The organism is Microbacterium sp. CH-015 (genome assembly GCF_049707015.1).
Taxonomy (GTDB): Bacteria; Actinomycetota; Actinomycetes; order Actinomycetales; family Microbacteriaceae; genus Microbacterium; species Microbacterium aurum.
Window position 1 is genome coordinate 840,190 of sequence record NZ_JBNAFJ010000001.1, and the last position, 21,989, is coordinate 862,178.

Sequence of the window (21,989 nt, forward strand, 5' to 3'; positions counted from 1 at the left end):
TCCGACCATTCTATCAGCCGGCGAGCCGCGCGATCTCGGCGGCCGCGCGGGCCACGTCGTCGTTCACGACGCGGTAGTCGAACTCGCCCTGGGCGGCCAGCTCCACCTTCGCGGTCTTCAGGCGGCGCGCTCGCTCCTCAGCGTCTTCGGTCCCCCGCCCGACGAGCCGCTGGACGAGCTCGTCCCAGCTGGGCGGGGTGAGGAAGACGAGCGTCGCGTCCGGCGCGGCGGCGCGCACCTGACGCGCCCCCTGCAGGTCGATCTCCAGCAGCACCGTACGTCCGTCGGCGAGAGCCTGCTCGATCGGCGCGCGGGGCGTGCCATAGCGGTAGGCGTTGTGCACGGTGGCGTGCTCGAGCAGCGCTCCGCTGCGGATGAGCTCGTCGAAGGCCGCGTCGTCCACGAAGAAGTAGTGCTCGCCGTCGACCTCGCCGGGGCGGGGCTTGCGGGTCGTCGCCGACACCGACAGCAGGATCTCGGGGTGGTGCTCCTTGATGTGCGCGGCGACGGTCCCCTTGCCGACCGCGGTGGGCCCGGCCAGAACGATGAGCCGACTGCGGCCGGCGCGCGGCTGCAGCGGCGGGAACCGGCCGTCGAGCCAGCGCTGCAGCGCGACGCGCTGGCGCACGCCGAGTCCGCCGAGGCGCTTGACCGGTGAGATCTCGAGCTCGGCCAGGATGCGGTCGCGCTTGCCGTCGCCGATGGCCGGCAGCGCGGTCAGGAAGTCGGGGACGCGCATGGCGCCGGCCGGAGAATCGGGCTCGTCGAGCGCACGCTGCAGCAGTTCCTGCGGGGTGATGACGCGCATCGCGACGTCGTGCTTGAGCGCGGCGCGCTCACGGCGGGCGGCGACGGCGCGGCGGGATGCGGCGACGCGGTCGACCTCGGGCGGGGTGCGGGAATCAGCCATCGGATTCTCCACGGTACAGGGCCGCGCGCTCACGGATGCGCTCGGCGAGGCGGTCGGGGCTGGCGGAGAGGATGCTGCGGCTCTCGCTCGCGACGACCTGCGAGGCGACATACCCGAACAGCCGGCTGAGGTCGCCGGGCTCGGCGCCCTGCGCACCGAATCCGGGGGCGAGGATCGGGGTGCCGGCGAGCACCACATCGGTGAGCCCGAACGAGCGGCGGTCGACGGTCGCGCCGACGACGAGGCCGATGGGTCCGAGAGAGCCGGGCGCGCCGATGTTGCGGGCCGCGACGTCGTGCGCGACGCGCTCCGCGACGGTCTCCTCCTCGTCGACGCGAGCGCGCTGCAGGGGTGCGGCCTCGGGATTGCTCGTCGCGGCGAGGACGAACGCGCCTTTGTCGTGCGACATGGCGGTCGAGAAGGCGGCGTGCAGTGCGTCGGCGCCGAGGTAGGGGCTGAGGGTCACGGCATCCGCCTCCAGCGGCGCCCCCGGCATGAGCCAGGCGGCGGCGTAGCCGTCCATCGTCGTCCCGATGTCGCCGCGCTTGGCGTCGGCGATGACGAGCAGGCCTGCCGACCGTGCCGCGGACATGACGTCTTCGAGTGCGGCGAAACCGGCGGCGCCGAACCGCTCGTAGAACGCCACCTGGGGCTTGACGACGCCCGTGCGGCCGGCCGCGGCGTCGACCGTGCGGAGTCCGAACTCACGCGCACCCGCCGCCGACACGTCCAGTCCCCACGACCGCAGCAGCGCCTCGTGCGGGTCGATCCCCACGCACAGCGGTCCGTGCGCGTCGAGCGCGGCCCGCAGTCGCTGACCGAACGAGCTCACACCGTCGCCTTCCGCTCGGCGCGATCCTCGGCGTACTCCTGCAGGCTCCGCACCTCGAACCCGGAGCGCAGCACCGGCAGGGCGCTGACGGCGGCGCCGAGCACGGCCATCGTGGTGAACAGGGCCTTGTCGGCCGCGACGGCGGCCGCGCGGATCTCATAGCCGTCCGCCCGGGCGATACCGCCCGACGGTGTGTTCACGACGATGTCGATCTCGCCCGCGTTGATGAGGTCGACGACGTTGCGCTCCCCCGTCTCCTGCGTCGCGGAGTACTTGTTCACGAGGTCGACGCGGATGCCGTTGCGCGCGAGGATCTCGGCGGTGCCCTCGGTCGCGACGAGGCGGAAGCCGAGCTCCTGCAGGCGGTGCGCGGGCAGGATGACGGCGCGCTTGTCGTCGTCGGCGACCGAGAGGAACACGGTGCCCGACGTCGGCATCCCGCCGTAGGCGGCGGCCTGGCTCTTCGCGAACGCCGTCGGGAAGTCACGGTCGATGCCCATGACTTCGCCCGTCGAGCGCATCTCGGGGCCGAGCACGGAGTCGACGGTGTGACCGTCGGCGGTGCGGAACCGCTTGAAGGGCAGCACGGCCTCCTTGACGGCGACGGGGGCATCCAGCGGAACCCGCGAACCGTCCTGCTCGGGGAGCATCCTCTCGGCCTTCAGCTCCGCGACGGTCGCGCCCGCCATGATGCGCGAGGCGGCCTTCGCGAGCGGGATGCCGAGCGCCTTCGACACGAACGGCACCGTGCGGCTCGCCCGCGGGTTCGCCTCGATGACGTAGAGCACGCCCGCCGAGACGGCGAACTGCACGTTCAGCAGTCCCCGCACGCCGACGCCCTCGGCGATCGCGAGGGTCGCGGTGCGCACCCGGTCGATCTCGGTGCGGCCGAGGGAGACGGGCGGGAGGGTGCACGAGGAGTCGCCGGAGTGGATGCCGGCCTCTTCGAGGTGCTCCATGACGCCGCCGATGTAGAGCTCGTGTCCGTCGTACAGCGCGTCGACGTCGAGCTCGATCGCGTCGTCGAGGAACCGGTCGACCAGGAGCGGCTTGCCCTCCTCGATGACGACCTCACCGGCCGTGCGGACGAAATAGTCGCGCAGGCTCTCGGTGTCGTAGACGATCTCCATACCGCGGCCGCCGAGCACGAAGCTCGGACGCACGAGCACGGGGTAGCCGATCTCCTCGGCGATCTCGACGGCGCCCGCCTCGTCCACGGCGGTGCCGTGGCGCGGCGCCACGAGACCGGCGCGGTCGAGCAGCTGCGAGAAGAGCTCACGCTCCTCGGCGATGTCGATGGCCGCGGGCGAGGTGCCGAGGATCGTGTAGCCGGCCTCCTCGATCCCCTTCGCGAGGCCGAGGGGCGTCTGACCGCCCAGCTGGCAGACGACGCCGAGGATCGTCCCCGAAGCGCTCTCCGCGTGCAGCACCTCGAGGACGTCCTCGAGGGTCAGCGGCTCGAAGTACAGCCGGTCGCTCGTGTCGTAGTCGGTCGAGACCGTCTCGGGGTTGCAGTTGACCATGACGGTCTCGAACCCGGCATCGCTCAGCGCGAACGACGCGTGGACGCACGAGTAGTCGAACTCGACGCCCTGGCCGATGCGGTTGGGCCCCGATCCGATGATGACGACCTTCGTGCGCTCCGACGGCGTCACCTCGGTCTCGTGGTCGTACGACGAGTAGTGGTACGGCGTGAGCGCCGGGAACTCCCCCGCGCACGTGTCGACCGTCTTGTAGACGGGACGGATGCCGAGACCGTGGCGGATGCCGCGGATCTCGCTCTCCGAGTCGCCGCGGAGCTGGGCGAGCTGCGCGTCGCTGAAGCCGTGCTCCTTCGCGAGGCGGAGCGTCGCGGCATCCAGCTCCGGAGCCTGCCGCACGAACTCGGCGACCTCGTTGATGAGGGCGATCTGGTCGAGGAACCACGGGTCGATCTTCGTGGCCTCGAAGGCCTGCTCGATGGTGGCGCCGAGGCGCATGGCCTGCTGGAGCACGACGATGCGGCCGTCGGTGGGCGTCTTCGCGATCTCGAGGAGCTCCTCCACCGACCGGGGCTCCTCGCCCCAGTGGAAGCTCGAGCCGCGCTTCTCGAGCGACCGCAGCGCCTTCTGCAGCGCCGTCGCGTAGTTGCGGCCGATCGCCATCGCCTCGCCGACCGATTTCATGGTGGTCGTGAGGGTGGTGTCGGCGTTCGGGAACTTCTCGAAGTTGAACCGCGGCACCTTCACGACGACGTAGTCGAGCGTCGGCTCGAAGCTCGCCGGCGTCGCCTGCGTGATGTCGTTGGGCACCTCGTCGAGGCGGTAGCCGATCGCGAGCTTGGCGGCGAGCTTCGCGATCGGGAAGCCCGTCGCCTTGGAGGCCAGCGCCGACGAGCGCGACACGCGCGGGTTCATCTCGATGACGATGATGCGCCCCGTCGCAGGATCCACGGCGAACTGGATGTTGCAGCCGCCGGTGTCCACTCCCACGGCGCGGATGATGTCGATGCCGATGTCGCGGAGCTTCTGATACTCGCGGTCGGTGAGGGTGAGCGCCGGGGCGACCGTGATCGAGTCGCCGGTGTGCACGCCGACGGGGTCGACGTTCTCGATCGAGCAGACCACGACCGTGTTGTCGGACGTGTCGCGCATGAGCTCGAGCTCATACTCCTTCCAGCCGAGGATCGACTCCTCGAGGAGCACCTCGGTCGTCGGAGAGTCGCGCAGGCCCGCCCCGCCGATGCGGCGCAGGTCCTCCTCGTCGTAGGCGAAGCCCGACCCGAGCCCGCCCATCGTGAACGACGGGCGCACGACCAGCGGGTAGCCGAGTTCGGCGGCGCCGGCGAGGAGGTCGTCCATCGTGTGGCAGATGACGCTGCGGGCGACGTCCGCCCCGGCATCCAGCACCAACTGCTTGAAGATCTGGCGGTCCTCGCCCTTGCGGATGGCGTCGACCTTCGCGCCGATCAGCTCCACGTTGTACTTCTCGAGGATCCCCTGCTCGTGCAGCGCCATGGCCGCGTTCAGCGCCGTCTGGCCGCCCAGGGTCGGGAGGATCGCGTCCGGCTTCTCCTTGGCGATGATCGTCTCGATGACGGCGGGCGTGATCGGCTCGATGTACGTCGCGTCGGCGAAGTCGGGGTCGGTCATGATCGTGGCCGGGTTGGAGTTCACCAGGATGACGCGCACGCCCTCCTCGCGCAGCACGCGGCAGGCCTGAGTGCCGGAGTAGTCGAACTCACAAGCCTGACCGATGACGATCGGGCCGGAGCCGATAACGAGGACGGAGCGGATATCGTCGCGCTTGGGCATCAGTTCTTGTTCTCCAGGGAGGTGCGCACCAGGTCGGCGAAGCGGTCGAAGAGGTAGTTGGCATCGTGCGGGCCGGCGGCGGCCTCGGGGTGGTACTGCACCGAGAAGGCCGGGATGTCGAGGGCGCGCAGGCCCTCCACGACGTTGTCGTTGAGCCCGATGTGGCTCACCTCGACGCGGCCGTAGCCGTTCGGCGAGTCCACCTCGCCCTCGAGGGGCGCGTCGACGGCGAAGCCGTGATTGTGCGCGGTGATCTCCACGCGGCCGGTCTGCTTGTCGAGCACGGGCTGGTTGATGCCGCGGTGGCCGAAGGGCAGCTTGTACGTGCCGAACCCGAGGGCGCGGCCGAGCAGCTGGTTGCCGAAGCAGATGCCGAAGAACGGCAGGCCCCGATCGAGCACGCCGCGCAGCAGTGTGATGTGGTCGTCGGATGCCGCGGGGTCGCCGGGTCCGTTGGAGTAGAACACGGCGACGGGGTCGATCGCGAGGACCTCCTCGATCGTCACGCTCTGCGGCAGCACGTGCACGTCGAAACCGCGGTCGGCGAGGTTCTCGATCGTCGCCTGCTTGACGCCGAGATCGAGCACGGCCAGATTGCCGAGGCGCTCGCCGCGGGCGGGCGTCACCTCGGCGGTGGCGACGGAGACCGCGGCGGACAGGTTCTGCCCGGCCATCTGCGGGGCTTCGCGCACCTGACGCAGCTGCTCCTCGGCATCCAGCGTCGCGGCCTCGCCGGAGAACACTCCCCCGCGCATCGAGCCGGCCGAACGCAGCACGCGCGTGATGGCGCGCGTGTCGATCCCGGAGATGCCGACGATGCCGTCGCGCGTCAGGGCGTCGTCGAGCGACTCCTCGGAGCGCCAGTTCGACACGACGCGCGAGGGATCGCGGACGATGTAGCCGGCGACCCAGATGCGGCGCGACTCGACGTCTTCGCTGTTCATTCCGGTGTTGCCGATGTGCGGCGCGGTCTGCAGGACGATCTGCCCGGCGTACGACGGATCGGTGAGGGTCTCCTGGTAGCCGGTCATGCCGGTCGCGAAGACGACCTCGCCGAGCGTCGTGCCGCGCGCACCGTATGCGCGGCCGGGGTGGCGGGAGCCGTCTTCGAGGACGAGGACGGCGGGGTCGGTGGTGAAGGAGGTCATGCGTCGGTTCCCGTCGGGGTGGTGGAAGTCGAGGCGGGCAGGATCGCGGCGATCGCCGCCGCGAGCGCGCGGGCGGAGCCGTCCTGCGGGCGGAGGTAGCTGTCGACGAGCGTGTCGCCGGCGCGCCAGGTCAGGCGGACCAGGCCGCCACGCTCGACGACGCGGTCGATCGCGACGGTCGCGAGGTCCACGTCGGCGATGCGTGCGGTCTCCAGGAACAGCCGGGGCTGGCCGGTGAGGTCCAACGCGACACCGCGGTCGGTGATGGTGACGTCGACCCGGGAGCGGAAGCCGAGGCCCCGGATCGCGAGCCGCTCGAGCGGCTCGCCGTGGCGGGTCGTCGCCACGTACAGCCCGGACACGCGTTCGCGCTCCACCGCTGCGGCGGGCGCTTCGCCGAAGGGGGCGGCGAGGTCGGCGTCACGGCGGGTGCGTCGTCGCCACGCGATGACGCCGATCGCGAGCAGCGCGATCGCGACGGCGATCATGACGAGCAGGGCGCCTTCGCGGCTCATGCGCGCACCCCCGTGCCGACCGGGGCGCCCATCGTCGCGGCCACGACGGCGTCCTCGACGGTCGCCGCTCCCCGGAAGAGCGTCCAGCGCACCTCGCCCGGGAGGTCGCGCCCGAGATACGGTGAGTTCACGCTGCGACCGTGGAGGTCGCCGCGCGCGAAGGTGCGTACCGGGGCGGGGTCGTACAGCGTGAGGGAAGCCGGCGCGCCCGCCTCGAGCGGCGTGCCGGCACCGCTCAGCCGGCCGATGCGGGCGGGAGCGGCCGACATGACGCGGGCGACGTCATCCCACGTCAGCATCCCGGTCTCGACCATGGCCTGGTGCACGACGCGCAGGGCCGATTCGAGGCCGACCATGCCGTTGGCGGCGGCCTGCCACTCGCAGGACTTGCTCTCGTCGGGATGCGGCGCGTGATCGGTCGCGACGATGTCGATCGTGCCGTCGGCGAGGCCCTCGCGCACCGCCTGCACGTCCTCGTCGCGGCGCAGCGGCGGGTTGACCTTGAAGCGGGCATCGTAGCCGCGGACGAGCTCTTCGCTCAGCAGCAGATGGTGCGGCGTGACCTCGGCGGTGACGTTGACGCCGCGCTTCTTGGCCCAGCGGATGATGTCGACCGACCCGGCCGTGGACAGGTGGCACACGTGCAGGCGGGAGCCGACGTGCTCGGCCAGCAGGACGTCGCGCGCGATGATCGACTCCTCGGCGACGGCGGGCCAGCCGGCGAGCCCCAGCTCGGCCGAGACGGCGCCCTCGTTCATCTGGGCGCCCTCGGTCAGCCGGGGGTCCTGGGCGTGCTGGGCGACGACGCCGTCGAACGCCTTCACGTACTCCAGCGCCCGGCGCATGATGAGCGGGTCGAAGACGCAGAATCCGTCGTCGCTGAAGACGCGGACGCGGGCGCGGGACGAGGCCATCGCGCCGAGCTCGGCGAGACGCTCCCCCTTCTGCCCGACAGTGACGGCGCCGATCGGCTGCACGTGCACGAACCCGGCCGCTTCGCCGAGCGCGAGCTCCTGCTCGACGACGCCCGCGGTGTCGGCGACCGGCGACGTGTTCGGCATGGCGAACACGGTCGTGTAGCCGCCGGCGGCCGCGGCGCGCGACCCGGTGAGGATCGTCTCGGACGCTTCGTAGCCGGGCTCGCGCAGGTGCGTGTGCAGGTCGACGAGGCCGGGCAGGGCGATGAGACCGTCGGCATCCACGATGCGCGCCCCGGCGCGGCTGAGGCCGGTGCCGACCTCGGCGATGCGGCCATCCGCGACGATCAGGTCGGCCGCGTGCCGGCCGTTGAGCTTCGCGCCGCGGATCAGGTAATCGGTCACGGGGCTTCCTCCTCTTCCGCATTCGGTCCCTGGGCCTGTCGAAGGGCGCGCTCGCCCGCCAGCAGCAGGTACAGCGCCGCCATGCGGACCGAGACGCCGTTCGCAACCTGTTCGAGCACGGTCGAGCGCGGGGAATCGGCGGCGTCGGCGGAGATCTCCAGCCCTCGGTTCATGGGACCGGGGTGCATGACAATGCTACCGTCCGGCAGTGCTGCCAGCCGCGCGGCGTCAAGCCCCCAGCGCCGCGAATACTCCCGTTCAGTGGGGAAATACGCGGCATTCATGCGCTCCAGCTGGATGCGGAGCATCATGATGGCGTCCGGCTCCGCGGCGATCGCCGCGTCGAGGTCGTACTCGATCCGCACCGGCCAGCCGGTGACGTCCTGTGGGATCAGGGTCGGCGGGGCGACGAGCGTCACCTCGGCGCCGAGGGTACGCAGCAACCAGACATTGGACCGCGCGACGCGCGAGTGCAGCACGTCGCCGACGATCGTGACGCGGATGCCGCTGAGGTCGCGCCGACGGCTGTCGTCGCCGAACCGGCGCTTGCGGATCGTGAACGCGTCCAGCAGCGCCTGCGTCGGGTGCTCGTGCGTCCCGTCGCCGGCGTTGACGACACCGGCGGTGATCCAGCCACTCGATGCGAGGGTGTGCGGGGCGCCGGAGGCGCCGTGGCGGATGACCACGGCATCCGCCCCCATCGCCTGCAGCGTCTGCGCGGTGTCCTGCAGCGACTCCCCCTTGCTGACGGAGGAGCCTTTCGCGGAGAAGTTGATGACATCGGCGGAGAGGCGCTTGGCGGCGGCCTCGAACGAGATGCGGGTGCGGGTGGAGTCCTCGAAGAAGAGGTTCACGATCGTCTTGCCGCGCAGGGTCGGGAGCTTGCGGATCTCGCGGGACTGGGTGTCGCGCATGTCCTCGGCGACGTCGAGGATGCGGAGGGCATCGTCGCGGGACAGCGTCCGGGTGTCGAGGAGGTGCCTCATGACGCGATCGTCACCTCTTCGATGCCGTCGACCTCGGCGAGGTGGACGTTGACGCGCTCGCTGCGGGCGCTGGGCAGGTTCTTGCCGACGACGTCGGGGCGGATGGGCAGCTCGCGGTGACCCCGGTCGACGAGGATCGCGAGGCGCACGGCGGCGGGCCGGCCGATGTCGTTCAGAGCGTCGAGCGCGGCGCGGATCGAGCGTCCAGAGAACAGCACGTCGTCCACGAGCACGACCGTCTTGCCGTCGATCCCGCCGGCGGGGATCTGCGTCGGCTGCGGCGTGCGGGTGGGATTGCGGTGCAGATCGTCGCGGTACATCGTGACGTCGAGCGCTCCGACGGGGACGCCGACTCCGGCGATGTCGGCGAGCAGGCCGCCGATGCGGTTCGCGAGCGTGACGCCGCGGGTGGGGATGCCGAGGAGGACGAGGTCCTGCGGCCCTTTGTTGGACTCGAGGATCTCGTGGGAGATCCGAGTCAGAGCGCGTGCGATGTCAGCGTCGTGCATCACGGTGCGCGTGGTACCGGTGCTCATCCGCCGCTCCCTTCTCCGCCTCACAGGACGGTGTTAAAGGTTGCTGTGGTTCCGGAATCCACCCTACCGGACCGGTGCGGGTGGCTGGTCTCGATACGCCTCCGCGCCGGTCGTTGAGCGAGCGAGGTACGAGCGAGACGAAACGTCGCACGCGATCCCGGTCGCGGGCGCGCCCGCGCTCAATGACCGGAGGCGGAGGCGGTCTCGATGATGCGCTCGGCGCGGATCGGGTGCCCGGGCGTGGTGAGGCATGCGCCACTCGCGAGGTCCCATTTCCAGTCGTGGAGGGCGCAGGTGAGGACGCCGTCCTCGACCTTTCCGGTCTTGGTGAGGTCGGCGCGCAGGTGCGGGCAGCGGCGTTGCAGCATCCAGCCGTCGATCTCGGCATCTTCGGTCTGATCGGACTGCTCGGCGTACCAGTTCTCGACGTACTCGATGCGGTCGCGGGACAGGCACTTCAGGAACGTCGTCAGGAACTCGTTGAACTTCCCCGAACGACCCACCTCGAACTGCATCGACAGGAAGATCGAGTTCGACCAGTCGATCTCGTGGTCGCGGATGTTCGTCGAGACGAGGTCGGCGGGGATCGTGTACCAGTAGATGCAGTCCTCCCCCGCGTACTCGCGCACCTTCGCCTTCGGGAAGTCCACCACCATGTCGAGCTCACCGATGCGGAAGCGTACGTTGCCGCCGACGCCGGTGCGGATCGTGCGCGCGCGGCGCAGCAGCGGCTCCCACCACTCTTTGATCGCGGCGAGCATCTCGTCGGGGGCGATCACCTCCGCGCGCGTCGCGATCTCGGCGATGACCTCGTCCTGACGGCTGTCCCGCTGCTCGGCGAGGTAGTCCCACTTCTCGTCGAACACGCGGTCGATCTCATCCTGCGTATACAGCGTCTGCGTGACCTCGATCGCGCCGCCGTCCAGCTCCACCTGCGTGCCGGGAACGAACTCGTACCCCTTCTGCGCGGGCCGGACCTCCCGCATGTGCGCGAGGAACTGCCGCTGATCGGTGAAGATCGAGTCGTTCTGAAGCCCCAGGCCGTTGAAGCGGAACAGGTCCTCGCGCAGGAACATCGGCGGTCCCGCCATGGGGAACACGTGCTCGGCATCCACCTTCTCGATGTAGTACATCGCCCGCTTGTTCTGCGCGTCGCGCTTGAGCTGGGCGAAGTGCTGCTTGGAGTCCTGCGGCAGGTCGTAGACCATCGGCCACCAGATGGCCCCCGACACCTGCGTGAAGTACGCGTCGGGCTTGCCGAAGCTCATGAGCTTCTCCAGGTCCAGCGGGTGGGAGTCGTTCTGGTTGAGGATGCTGGCGGTGCCGTCGTCCACGCTGAGCGACGAGTCCCCGATGGGCCCGTCGCTGGGGGCGCGCAGCGGCGTGACCATGATCTTCAGGCCGCCCGGGTATTCCAGCGGAACGCCCGCCTGCGTGTACACGATGTTCTCGTAGCCGAGCGCCCGGATGTCGACCTCGAGGTCGTCGGTCGGGTACTCCGGCAGGAGCACGCGGATGTCCTTCGGCACGTAGCGCTCCAGCAGCCGCGGGTCGAAGTGGTCGCGGTGACGGTGCGAGATGTAGAGGAAGTCGGCCCGGCCGAACCGCTCCCAGTCCAGGCCCCGGTTGTCAGGGAAGGGAAACCACGACCCGAAGAAGCTCGGCCCGATCACGGGGTCGCAGAGGATGCTGCCGCCGCTCGTCTCGATGAACATGCCGGCGTGGCCGAGACCCGTGATCCGCATGGAACCTCCTGTGTCGAACAGCTGTCGAGTCTACGCGGCGGTCCCGCCGCGATCCTCCCGCCTCGCTGGACGCGCGCGGTCAGGGCTCCAGCAGGTCTCGGATGTCGGCGGCGGTGAGTGACTGCGCCAGCAGGTCGTCGTCGCCCATGACCGACTGGAACAGCCGCGCCTTGCGCTGCTGCAGGGCGACCACCTTCTCCTCGATGGTGCCGCCGGAGATGAGCCGGTACACGTTCACGGGGCGTGTCTGACCGATGCGGTGGGTGCGGTCGACCGCCTGCGCCTCCGCGGCGGGGTTCCACCACGGGTCGAGGAGGAAGACGTAGTCGGCTTCCGTGAGCGTGAGACCGAACCCGCCGGCTTTCAGGCTGATGAGGAACACCGGCGCATCGCCGCCCCGGAACGCCTCGACGACATCGCTGCGGCGCCGGGTTGACCCGTCGAGGTACGCGTACCGGATGCCGTGGGCGTCGAGGTCGGCGCGGACGAGGTCGAGGTACGACGTGAACTGGCTGAACACGAGCGCACGATGGCCTTCGGCGATGAGCTCCCCCAGCTGCTCTCGCAGCGCGTCGAGCTTGGCTGAGCGGATGCCGGGGTCGCCCGCATCCACGAGCGCAGGCGCCAGGGCGAGCCGGCGCAGGAGTGTCAGCGACCGGAACACGATGAAGCGGTTGCGGTCGAGGTCGTCGAGCAGCCCCAGCACCTTGCGGCGCTCCCGCTGCAGGACGGCGTCGTACACGGCGCGGTGCGCCGGGCCGAGCTCGATCGTCAGCACCTGCTCCTGCCGCGGCGGGAGCTCGGGCGCGACGAGCTCCTTCGTGCGCCGCAGGACGAACGGGCGCACCCTGCTGCGCAGGCGTTCCAGACGGCGCTCCCGGTAGGGGCCGCCCTCTTCGTTCTCGGGCACCTTGCCCTGCTCGATCGGCTTGACATACTCCTCGCGGAACCGGCGCGGCGAGGGGAATAGCCCGGGGCAGGCGAGAGCCAGCAGCGCCCACAGTTCGGTGAGCGAGTTCTCCAGCGGGGTGCCGGTGACCGCGACCACCATGTCGGCGCGTAGCGCCTGGACCGCCCGGTGCACGCGCGTGCGGGGGTTCTTCGCGAACTGTGCTTCGTCGAGCACCACGCAGGCCCAGTCGCCCGCGGCGTAGAGGTCCGCGTCGAGGCGCAGCAGCGTGTAGGAGGTCACGACGACGTCGGCACCCGACCAGGGCGGCTCTCCCGCCTGCGGATCGGCGCCGGCCATGCGCCCCGCCGCAGCCGCCCCCGATGCCTTGCCCGCAGTCTCCTCGACGAGGTTCACCCTCAGCCCCGGCGTGAACCGGGCCGCCTCGGCGCGCCACGTCGCGAGCACCGACGTCGGTGCGACGACGAGGACGGGGCGGCGCTCGCCGCCCTCGCGGAGGTGTGCGATGAGGGCGAGCACCTGCAGCGTCTTGCCGAGGCCCATGTCGTCGGCGAGGATGCCGCCGAGCCGGTGCCGCCACCACAACGCAAGGCGTTCGAAGCCCTCGCGCTGATACGGGCGGAGCTCCGCATGCAGGGCCGCCGGAACCGAGACGGCGACCGGCGCGGCGACTCGGAGACCCTCCGCCGCGGCCCGCCACGCCACCGCGGGCTGGGACTCGTCGGCGAGGTCTTCGAAGTCCTCCCACAGCGGCAGCTGGTAGCGGCTGATCCGCGGGCCCGACTCCCACTCCGGCAGGTCGGCGGCTTCGTCGATGAGCTCGCGCAGGCGGTCGAGGGCAGGGTGCGCGAGGGAGAAGTAGTGGCCGTCGGAGAGCAGCAGCTTCTTCTTGCGCAGTGCGAGGGCGCGGAACAGCGGCGTGAACGGGATGCGGTGCCCGCCGATCTCGACGAGGATGCCGAGGTCGAACCAGTCGGCATCCGTCGTCTCCACGGTCTTCACCGTGATGCGGGGGTCGCCGCCGAGCTCGCGGTACACGCGTCGCCGGCCGCTCGTCTCCACGCGCACGCCGTCGAGCTCCTCGAGGGCCGGCAGCACGTGCACGGCGAACTCGGCCGCATCGACGCCGGTGACCGTCGCCGCCGCGGTGACCGCGAGCCCACGATCGGTGAAGACGCGCTCGACGGCCCGGCGCAGCTCGGCTTCGTGGGGATCGTCCGCGCTGGTGTCGAACGCCGCGCGGCCGAGCCCCGGCCGCTGCCAGCGGAGGTCGACGCGGATCGTGTCCTCGGGAAGGAACCGCACCGTTACGACGAGCGTCGTCTGCTCCGGTGCCGGCAGCGTCACGCCCGCCCCGGCGGCCACGACGCCGTCGCGCGCCAGTCGCGGGTAGGCCTGCGCAAAGAAATCGCTGACCTCGGCGGCAGGGACGGGCACCGGGCGCCCCGCGGCGAGCAGGTCGTGCACGGTGTCGCCGAGCGGTGCCGGCGCGAGGGTGAGCGCGATGCCGCCGCTGCGCACCTCGAACCGATAGACGCCGGAGTGCCCGACGGGGCGCACCGTGCCCGGATCGGCGACCTCGTCGCCGATCGCGACGGCGGCGGCGACGCTCAGGCCCCCGGCATCCGCCTTTCCGATCACGACCTCCACGTGGGCGCGGGGGGCGAGGGTGACCGTCTGGGCGCTGGAGACGGCGACGAGCGGGATGCCGAGGGCGTCGGCCGCTGCGAGGTGCGACCACAGCAGGCTCGACTCGACGCTGTCGAGGGTCACCCACTCGGAGTCGTCGCGGTATCCGCCCAGCACGCGGGTGTCGTGGACGATCCCGAAGAGGGTCGTGAACCAGCGGAACTGGTCGCGGCGGTAGCGCAGCGGCACGCGGCGGAGCGCATCCCAGGACACCTCGGAGCGGATCCACTTGCCGCTGCGGCTGCTGCGCGACAGCGGTCGCACGCCGACCGTGATGTCGTCGGGATCGGCCGCCTCGAGGGAGCGGGCCGTCGCCGGCAGCACGCGCCGCGGACCCCAGTGCACGGCCTGCGCGCGCGACTCCCGCACGCGCAGCTCGACGCCGAGCGCGAGCGGGACGATCCCCTCGCCCCGGCCGGCGTCCTCGCCGGTTCCGAGGATCGTGCGCCAGTGCGCGTCGCGCGGCGGTACGGCACGAGGGCCCGGGCCGGCGGGAGCCATGGGTGCGGCCGACACCGGCGACGCCGGTGGTGCCGGGTCGCGGTGCACGCCGTCGGCGGCGCCGGCATTGCTGCGCACGAGGGTTGCGACGGTGTGCTTGCAGTGCTCTGCCATCGGGCACGAGCAGCGCGCCGTCATGATGCGCGGCTGCGCTCCGCTCGTGTCGAGGCGGATGCTGCACCGGTACAGCTCGCTGCGGCTGCCGGCCACGATGCCGCTGAGGGTGCTGTCGTCGGGATCCCAGGTCACGCGGCGCACGGCGCCGCTGCGCGCGTAGTCGACGCCGCGCTCGTACGCGCCACCCCATGCGGCACGGCGGATCTCGACATCCGGAACGTGGGGCGCGGTCACCGCTTCATCCTCGCAGGGGCCGCCGACGTGCCGCGAAGACTCCGTCGTGGACGTCGGCGTCGGGCGGGATCAGCTGGAGCGCGCGATGCGCGCCAGCACGCCGTGCACGAACGAACCGGAGTCGTCGGTGGAGAACTCCTTGGCGAGCTCCACGGCCTCGTCGATTGCCACAGCGGCGGGCACCTCGTCGTTGAACAGCAGCTCCCACACCGCCAGGCGGAGGATCGCGCGGTCGACCGCCGGCATCCGCTCGAGCTTCCAGTCCTTGGCGTGGGTGACGATCTGCTCGTCGATCTCGTCGCGGTTGTCGATGACACCGTCGACGATCTCGCGGGCGTAGAGCCATGACGCCTCGCGGGCAGGCTCGTTCGCGGCGCGCCGCGCTTCGGTGGCGAGCGTCGCGGCGAGGTCGTCGCCGCGCACGTCGGACTGGTAGAGGATGTCGAGCGCGCGCTTGCGCGCCTTCGAACGGGCACTCATCGGCTCAGCCGCCGCCGATCAGTTGACGCGGCCGAGGTAGTCGCCCGTGCGGGTGTCGACCTTGACCTTGGTGCCCGTCTCGAGGAACAGCGGAACCTGGATCTCGTAGCCGGTCTCGACGGTCGCCGGCTTCGTGCCGGCCGAGGAGCGGTCGCCCTGCAGGCCGGGCTCGGTGTAGGTGATCTCGAGGACGACGGATGCCGGGAGCTCGATGTAGAGAGGGTTGCCGTTGTTGAGCGCGATCTGCACCTGCTGGTTCTCGAGCAGGAAGTTCGCGGCGTCGCCGACGGTCGCCGCGCCCACCGTGATCTGGTCGTAGTCGGCGACGTCCATGAACACGAACCCGTCGCCGTCGTTGTACAGGTAGGTGAAGTCGCGGCGGTCGACGTTCTCGATGTCGACCTTGGCGCCGGCGTTGAACGTCTTGTCTACGACCTTGCCGGTCATGACGTTCTTCAGCTTCGTGCGGACGAACGCGCCGCCCTTGCCGGGCTTGACGTGCTGGAACTCCACGACGTTCCAGAGCTGGCCGTCGATCGAGAGGACGACGCCGTTGCGGATGTCTGCGGTGGATGCCATGAGTGTGGAGTTCCGTCCCGCCCAGCGGTCGCTGAGCCTTCGAAGCGTGCGGGGCCGACCGGCCCGACGCACGATTCTACGGGATGCCGTGCGTGCGTCGTGCGGTCGGGCGGCGATAGCGCTCCTGGTCCGACCGCGGATCAGCGTTCGCCGCGGGGCGGATCAGCCCTCGGCGCGCCCCGCGATCACGTCGATCAGCAGCGAGACGGCGCGCGCGTAGCCCGCGACGCCCTCGCCGACGATGTGCACCGCGGCGACGTCGCGCACGTACGAGTGGTGGCGGAACTCCTCGCGGGCGTACACGTCGGAGATGTGGACTTCCGCGACGGGAAGCGCCACGCCCGCCAGCGCGTCGCGCAGGACGACGGAGGTGTGCGTCAGTCCGCCCGGATTGATGACGATCCCCGCGCAGGTCGTACGGGCCTCATGGATCGCGTCGATGAGGATGCCCTCGTGATTGCTCTGCACGGCTGTCACGTCGAAGCCGTGCGCGGCGGCGGCATCCGTCACGAGCCGCTCGACGTCGGCGAGGGTGTCGTGGCCGTAGACCTCGGGCTCGCGGATGCCGAGGAGATTGAGGTTCGGTCCGTTCACGAGCAGCAGGCGGCGCGGAGTCACCCCTGCACCCTATCGCCGGGCCGGACGTGCCCGAGGATCAGCCCGCCGAGGAGAACTGCGGTTCACCCGGCGTGATCCCGAAGAACAGCGGATCCGACGGCGACTCCTCCGTGGGAAGGTAGCCCTGTCCCGGGAGCGCCTTCTCGCCAAAGAGCCGGTCGGAGAGCGCGTACCGGTCGCCCGCCGTGCAGGGCGTCGTCGCGGTGACGAGCACACTGCCGTCCGCGACGAACGTCACCATCAGCAGCGAGTACACGCCCTGCTCCCGCACGATGACATCGCCCGAGCCGCTGTCCTCGTCACCGAGGTCCATCCCCTCCACCTCGAAACCCGCGTCCACGAGGTGATCGGCCACGGCGGTCCGCCGGGCCGGGACGTCGGCGGGATCGATCGCGGTCGAGCGGCCGAGGTCGAACTTCCACCCGTCGCCGCATCCGGCGCCCGAGGGGGTCATGCCGTATCCCTCGACCTTCCACGGCCCGTCGTCGATGACGGCGAGCACGCCGTTGGTCGCCTCGCGATAGGCGAAGTACAGCTCCTCCGCCTGCGCGAACTGCTCGTCTGCCGTCGGCTCCGCCACTGTTCCTCCACACCCCGCCAGCAGGAGCACGGCGATGCCCGCGGCGGCCACGATCGCCGTCTTCGCCCGTCTCACTGAAGCACCTCACCCTTGGCCACGATGTTCGCAATGTTACGGAACGACTCCGCGTCGCGGGACAGATACCCGTTGTCCTCTTCCCACCAGCCCCAGATCGTGTTGCCGCCGTCGTGAGCCGCGTGGCCCGGCGTGCGGGCCACATCCTCGGGCGTCCCGCGCAGCGACGGGGCGGTGCCGCCGTCGCTCTCGAAGCGGATCGCGCCGGGGATCTCGGCGGGGTCGGTGCCGTGCCCGAACGAGCTCCACTCGCCGTAGCGGGCGACGATGTCGCCGGGCGCACGCGACGCGTAGACCTCGACCCCCGAGTAATCCATGGGGTCATCTCCGGTCCAGCCCGCGTGATACCCGTCCGGAACCCCGGCCGATCCGACCGCCACCAGCCGGTCGACGCCGGTGGCGCCGTCGGCGCCACCCACGGCGAGGAAGGCGGTGGTGCTCCCGTAGGAATGACCGATGACGGTCGAGGTCACGCCGGCGCCCATCTCGTTGTCGAGCCCGCGCAGCGCGTCGGTGAGTCGCGCCGCACCCTCGGTGGCGCTTCCCATCGTGTGCTCCGTCAGGAGGTTCGGCGAGTCGTAGCCGTACCACGCGATCGACACCGATCGTGTGCCGGTGCCGCCGTACGCGTCGGCGAAGCGATTGAGGTTGCGCGCACTCTCGCCCCACGCCGACAGGTCGTCGAGGCTCGAGAACATCCCACCGACAAGCGTGCTGACATTCGTCGTGCCCGCAAGCGGATCGCCGACGATCCGTCCGGACGCGTCGCGGGTGACCGCGGCGCCGTACATCACGGCGGCGGTGGCCTGCGGCTGCTCGAAGGGGTAGAACATGAGCAGCTCGCCGGCGAACTCGGGACCGAGTTCCTCGCCGAGCTGGCGCAGCTGGCCGTCCAACGGCTCGCCGTACGGCATGCCATTGACCGTCCTGTCGTAGACGGCGCGGTTGGCGTCGAAGCGCACCGGGTACGGCACCCCCTCCAGGTTCCCGATGAAGCCGGGATGCCGCTCGAACAGCTCCTGCTGCTCCTGCGGGCTGAGGCTCGCCCAGATCGCGGCGACCTCGGCGGGCGCATCGGCGTGCGCGAGCGAGGAGATCGCCATCCGGATGCCGGGGTCATCCGTCGTGCCGGACGCCGTGACGAGGGCCGTCAGCGCCGCCCCGTAGGCGTCGTCCCACCACCGGTACGCCGACTCCCACCGCGACCACAGTTCACCCAGCGCGCCCCGCCGCGCGTCGAGGTCGCCGTCGGCGTCGTCGACCGCCGATGCCGCGCCGGCCACGGCGGCCCAGGTGGCGTCGGCGCTCAGCGCGTCCTGCTGCGCACGGGCGTCGGCGGCGGTATCCTCGGCGACCTGCAGCGCAGCGTGGGCGCTCTCGATCTCGTCGATGAGGTCGTTCGCGATCCGCGCATGGGAGCTCACGGCGTCGACGTAGCCGCGGAGCACGTCGACGATGCGCCCGATCGTGGCCGCGGTGGGCTGCACGCGCTGAGACAGCCGGCCCGCGGCATCCGTGGCCGTGTCGATCGCCCTGCCACGCCCCTCGAGCCCGTGGTGGATGCTGTCCAGGACGACGCACGCATCCGCCGCGTAGTCGACGAGGGTCGCCAGCGCCGCCGCGACACCCTCGATCGCCCCGGAGTCGTAGTCGATGCGCTCCAGCGGATAGCCGCGCTCAGGCGAGGTCAGCGACATCGTCGCGGTTCCACCCCTCCCCGAGCGTGGCGTCGAGATCGGCGAACGAATCGAGCACGGTCTGCAGCCCGGAGGCGAGCTCGCCGCCCTCGTCGACGTGGCCGCGCACGCGCACGAGTGCCTCACCGAGGGCGTTCTCCAGCGCTACTCGCAGGAGCGTGCGGCCGCACGGGTTGCCGATGCCGGTGTCACGGCGCCACGTGTCCTCGGCGTACAGACCGTACTGGCCCATCGAGGAGCCGAGGACGATCTTCGCCTGCTCCAGCGCAGCGCGGTCGATCGCGACGTCGTTCTCCACGTCACCGATTCGACCACGGTGCTCAGGTGGCGTCGATGGGCAGAACTGCCCACCCGCGAGGGATCAGGCTCCGACTTCCTGGTACGCCGCGAACAGCAGCGACTCGTCGGGCGCCTGCAGCACCGTGGGCTTCGCGATGTCGTCGAGCACGATGAAGCGCAGCATCGCACCGCGCGCCTTCTTGTCGCGCTGCATCGTCGCCAGCAGCTGCTGCCAGGCACCCGCGCGGTAGGAGGTGGGCAGGCCCAGCAGCTCGAGGATGTCGCGGTGACGTTGCGCCGCGGCATCCGACAGGCGACCCGCGAGCCGGGACAGCTCGGCGGCGAACACCATTCCCACGGAGATCGCGGCGCCGTGACGCCACTGGTAGCGCTCGGCGTGCTCGATCGCGTGGCCCAGGGTGTGGCCATAGTTCAGCACCTCGCGCAGACCCGCTTCGCGCAGGTCCTCCCCCACGACGCGCGCCTTCATCTGGATGGCGAGTTCGATGCAGCGCCGGAACGCGGGGGTGTGCGGATCGACGGCCGCCTCGGGATCCGCCTCGATCAGCTCGAGGATCTCGGGATACCAGATGAAGCCCGCCTTTACGACCTCGGCGAACCCGGCCACACGCTCGTTTCGGCTCAGCGAATCGAGCAGCGCGAGATCGCACACGACCGCCCGCGGCGGCCAGAACGCGCCGACGAGGTTCTTCCCCTCCGCGGTGTTGATCCCGGTCTTGCCGCCCACGGCGGCGTCGACCATGCCGAGCACCGTCGTGGGCACCTGCACGACCGCGACTCCGCGCAGCCAGGTGGCCGCGACGAACCCGGCGAGGTCGGTCACGGCGCCCCCGCCGAAGCCGACGACGGCGTCGGTGCGGGTGAAGTCGGCCTGACCCATGACCTGCCAGCAGAAGGCGGCGACCTCGACGCGCTTGCCCTGCTCGGCGTCGGGGACCTCCGCCAGAAGCACCTGGCGCTCGCCGCCGGCCATGAGCGTCTCGCGCAGTGCCGCCGCCTGCGCCGCCAGTGTGGGCGGGTGCACCACGAGCACCTTGCGCGCGCTCGGCGGCAGCACCTCGGCGACCAGCGGCACGATGTCGCGGCCGATCGTGATGTCGTAGGGCTGATCGCCGGCGACGGTGATCACGGTGTTCTCGGTCATGGAGTCTCTCCCGGGTGGGTGGTCGCGGAATCCGTCGCCGGGGTGTCGCCGGCGGGGGCGGCCGCCGCGGTCCCGGCGACCCAGGCGGCGAGAGCGTCGGCGACGTCCTGCAACGGGCCGGTCGACGTGTCGAAGACAACGTCGGCGAGGCGCTCGTAGACGGGGCGCCGCGCGGTGTAGATCTCCTGCCAGCGTGCGACGGCGTCGCCGTCGGCCAGCAGCGGCCGCTTGCCGCCCCGGATGCGGGCGGCGACGTTGTGCGGCGCGACGGTGAGCAGCACGACGCGGTGCTCGGCGAGATCGCGCTGGGTCTCGGGGTGCAGCACGGCGCCGCCGCCGAGCGCGACGACGCCGCCCGCGCGCAGCGCCTCGGCCACGGCCGCGCGCTCCAGCTCGCGGAAGTGCGGTTCGCCGTACTCGGCGAAGATGCGGTCGATGGGTCCGTGCGCGCGCACGACGGCGGCGTCGCTGTCCGCGAAACGCAGGCCGAGCTGCTTCGCGACGCGCTTGCCGATGCTCGTCTTGCCGGCGCCCATCGGTCCGATGAGGACGATTGCGGGCTCGGTCATCCGATCGCGGTGTCGCTGCCGCCGGCCGTCTGGAGGTTCTCCGGAATGGCGGCGAGGTAGCCCTCGAGGTTCCGGCGGGTCTCTGCGACGCTGTCGCCGCCGAACTTCTCCAGGACGGCCTCGGCGAGGACGATGGCGACCATCGCCTCGGCGACGACGCCGGCTGCCGGGACGGCGCACACGTCGGAGCGCTGGTGGTGCGCCGTGGCGGCCTCGCCGGTGGCGACGTCGATCGTGCGCAGCGAATGCGGGACCGTCGCGATCGGCTTCATACCGGCGCGCACGCGCAGCACGGTGCCGGTGGACATGCCGCCTTCCGTGCCGCCCGCCTTGTCGGTGGCGCGCGTGATCCCCGCGGATGCCGCGAACAGCTCGTCGTGGGCGGCGGAGCCGCGCCGGCGCGTGGTCTCGAACCCGTCGCCCACCTCGACGCCCTTGATCGCCTGGATCGACATGAGAGCCTGAGCGAGCCGGCCGTCCAGGCGCCGGTCCCATTGCACGTGCGAACCGAGCCCCGGAGGCACGCCGTAGGCGAGCACCTCGACGATGCCGCCGAGCGTGTCGCCGTCCTTCTTGGCGGCGTCGACTTCGGCGACCATCGCCGCCGAAGTGGCGGCGTCGAAGCAGCGCATCGGATCGGCATCGAGCGCGTCGACGTCGTCGGGCGTCGGCAGCGCGGCGTCCTCGGGCGCGCGGACCGGACCGATCGACAGGGTGTGGCTGACGAGGCGGATGCCGAGTTCGCCGAGGAAGGAGCGTGCGATGGCGCCGAGCGCGACCCGCGCCGCGGTCTCGCGGGCGCTCGCACGCTCGAGGATCGGGCGGGCCTCGTCGAAGCCGTACTTCTGCATGCCGACGAGGTCGGCGTGGCCGGGCCGGGGACGGGTGAGCGCCGCGCCGCGTCCGCGCGAGCGGTCGGTGAGCTCGACGGGCTCCGCGCTCATGACCTCGGTCCACTTGGGCCACTCGGTGTTGCCGACGCGCAGCGCGATGGGGCTGCCGATCGTGAAGCCGTGGCGGACGCCGGCCGAGATCGTGAGTTCGTCCTCCTCGAACTTCATCCGCGAGCCGCGGCCGTAGCCGAGCTTGCGGCGCGCGAGGTCCGCCTGGATCGCGGCGCGCGAGACGGGGACGCCGGCGGGCAGACCCTCCATGAAGGCGACGAGTTCGGGGCCGTGCGATTCGCCGGCCGTGAGCACGCGGAGCATC

At 71.2% G+C, this 21,989-nt stretch carries 19 protein-coding genes; all 19 read right to left on the minus strand.

The window, feature by feature from the left end:
• Positions 1-13 precede the first annotated feature (13 nt).
• The gene (gene gmk, locus ACPYN4_RS03960) at positions 14-910 is read right to left on the minus strand and encodes a guanylate kinase (RefSeq protein WP_281652165.1); all 897 of its coding nucleotides are present in this window, start codon (positions 908-910) and stop codon (positions 14-16) included.
• Positions 903-1,742, minus strand: coding sequence for an orotidine-5'-phosphate decarboxylase (gene pyrF / locus ACPYN4_RS03965; RefSeq protein ID WP_281652164.1), 840 nt, complete (start codon positions 1,740-1,742; stop codon positions 903-905). The genes gmk and pyrF overlap by 8 nt, the downstream gene beginning before the upstream one ends.
• On the minus strand, positions 1,739-5,035 hold the full coding sequence (gene carB, locus ACPYN4_RS03970; protein ID WP_281652163.1) for a carbamoyl-phosphate synthase large subunit: 3,297 nt from the start codon (positions 5,033-5,035) through the stop codon (positions 1,739-1,741). Before carB ends, pyrF begins: the two co-directional genes overlap by 4 nt.
• Positions 5,035-6,183 carry a glutamine-hydrolyzing carbamoyl-phosphate synthase small subunit gene (gene carA / locus ACPYN4_RS03975; RefSeq protein ID WP_281652162.1) on the minus strand — a complete coding sequence of 383 codons (1,149 nt, stop codon included), beginning with the start codon at positions 6,181-6,183 and terminating at the stop codon, positions 5,035-5,037. Before carA ends, carB begins: the two co-directional genes overlap by 1 nt.
• Positions 6,180-6,698, minus strand: a complete 519-nt coding sequence (locus tag ACPYN4_RS03980) for a hypothetical protein (protein ID WP_281652161.1) — start codon at positions 6,696-6,698, stop codon at positions 6,180-6,182. Before ACPYN4_RS03980 ends, carA begins: the two co-directional genes overlap by 4 nt.
• On the minus strand, positions 6,695-8,020 hold the full coding sequence (locus tag ACPYN4_RS03985) for a dihydroorotase (RefSeq protein ID WP_424445653.1): 1,326 nt from the start codon (positions 8,018-8,020) through the stop codon (positions 6,695-6,697). Before ACPYN4_RS03985 ends, ACPYN4_RS03980 begins: the two co-directional genes overlap by 4 nt.
• Positions 8,017-9,006 (minus strand): aspartate carbamoyltransferase catalytic subunit, encoded by a 990-nt coding sequence (locus ACPYN4_RS03990; protein ID WP_424445654.1) that lies wholly within the window; start codon positions 9,004-9,006, stop codon positions 8,017-8,019. Before ACPYN4_RS03990 ends, ACPYN4_RS03985 begins: the two co-directional genes overlap by 4 nt.
• Entirely contained in the window at positions 9,003-9,542 is a 540-nt protein-coding gene (pyrR, locus tag ACPYN4_RS03995) for a bifunctional pyr operon transcriptional regulator/uracil phosphoribosyltransferase PyrR (RefSeq protein WP_281652158.1), read from the minus strand. Before pyrR ends, ACPYN4_RS03990 begins: the two co-directional genes overlap by 4 nt.
• Positions 9,543-9,721: 179 nt before the next feature.
• Entirely contained in the window at positions 9,722-11,287 is a 1,566-nt protein-coding gene (locus ACPYN4_RS04000; RefSeq protein WP_287269391.1) for a Rieske 2Fe-2S domain-containing protein, read from the minus strand.
• 79 nt (positions 11,288-11,366) lie between these two features.
• Positions 11,367-14,387, minus strand: coding sequence for a DEAD/DEAH box helicase (locus ACPYN4_RS04005; RefSeq protein ID WP_424445749.1), 3,021 nt, complete (start codon positions 14,385-14,387; stop codon positions 11,367-11,369).
• A 420-nt stretch (positions 14,388-14,807) separates the two neighbouring features.
• Positions 14,808-15,218 (minus strand): transcription antitermination factor NusB, encoded by a 411-nt coding sequence (gene nusB, locus ACPYN4_RS04010; RefSeq protein WP_239281940.1) that lies wholly within the window; start codon positions 15,216-15,218, stop codon positions 14,808-14,810.
• A gap of 18 nt (positions 15,219-15,236) precedes the next feature.
• A complete protein-coding gene (efp, locus tag ACPYN4_RS04015) occupies positions 15,237-15,797 on the minus strand; it encodes an elongation factor P (protein ID WP_239281939.1) in 561 nt (186 codons plus the stop codon).
• A gap of 162 nt (positions 15,798-15,959) precedes the next feature.
• Positions 15,960-16,415, minus strand: coding sequence for a type II 3-dehydroquinate dehydratase (aroQ, locus tag ACPYN4_RS04020; RefSeq protein ID WP_287269385.1), 456 nt, complete (start codon positions 16,413-16,415; stop codon positions 15,960-15,962).
• A 37-nt stretch (positions 16,416-16,452) separates the two neighbouring features.
• A complete protein-coding gene (locus ACPYN4_RS04025) occupies positions 16,453-17,070 on the minus strand; it encodes a hypothetical protein (RefSeq protein ID WP_239281937.1) in 618 nt (205 codons plus the stop codon).
• Complete coding sequence (locus ACPYN4_RS04030) at positions 17,067-18,767, minus strand: alpha/beta hydrolase (protein WP_424445655.1); 1,701 nt, start codon at positions 18,765-18,767, stop codon at positions 17,067-17,069. The genes ACPYN4_RS04025 and ACPYN4_RS04030 overlap by 4 nt, the downstream gene beginning before the upstream one ends.
• A complete protein-coding gene (locus ACPYN4_RS04035; protein WP_424445656.1) occupies positions 18,748-19,065 on the minus strand; it encodes a hypothetical protein in 318 nt (105 codons plus the stop codon). Before ACPYN4_RS04035 ends, ACPYN4_RS04030 begins: the two co-directional genes overlap by 20 nt.
• Before the next feature lie 63 nt (positions 19,066-19,128).
• Entirely contained in the window at positions 19,129-20,211 is a 1,083-nt protein-coding gene (gene aroB / locus ACPYN4_RS04040; protein WP_424445657.1) for a 3-dehydroquinate synthase, read from the minus strand.
• Positions 20,208-20,780 carry a shikimate kinase gene (locus tag ACPYN4_RS04045; RefSeq protein WP_424445658.1) on the minus strand — a complete coding sequence of 191 codons (573 nt, stop codon included), beginning with the start codon at positions 20,778-20,780 and terminating at the stop codon, positions 20,208-20,210. Before ACPYN4_RS04045 ends, aroB begins: the two co-directional genes overlap by 4 nt.
• Positions 20,777-21,988 carry a chorismate synthase gene (aroC, locus tag ACPYN4_RS04050; RefSeq protein WP_424445659.1) on the minus strand — a complete coding sequence of 404 codons (1,212 nt, stop codon included), beginning with the start codon at positions 21,986-21,988 and terminating at the stop codon, positions 20,777-20,779. Before aroC ends, ACPYN4_RS04045 begins: the two co-directional genes overlap by 4 nt.
• Position 21,989: the final 1 nt, after the last annotated feature.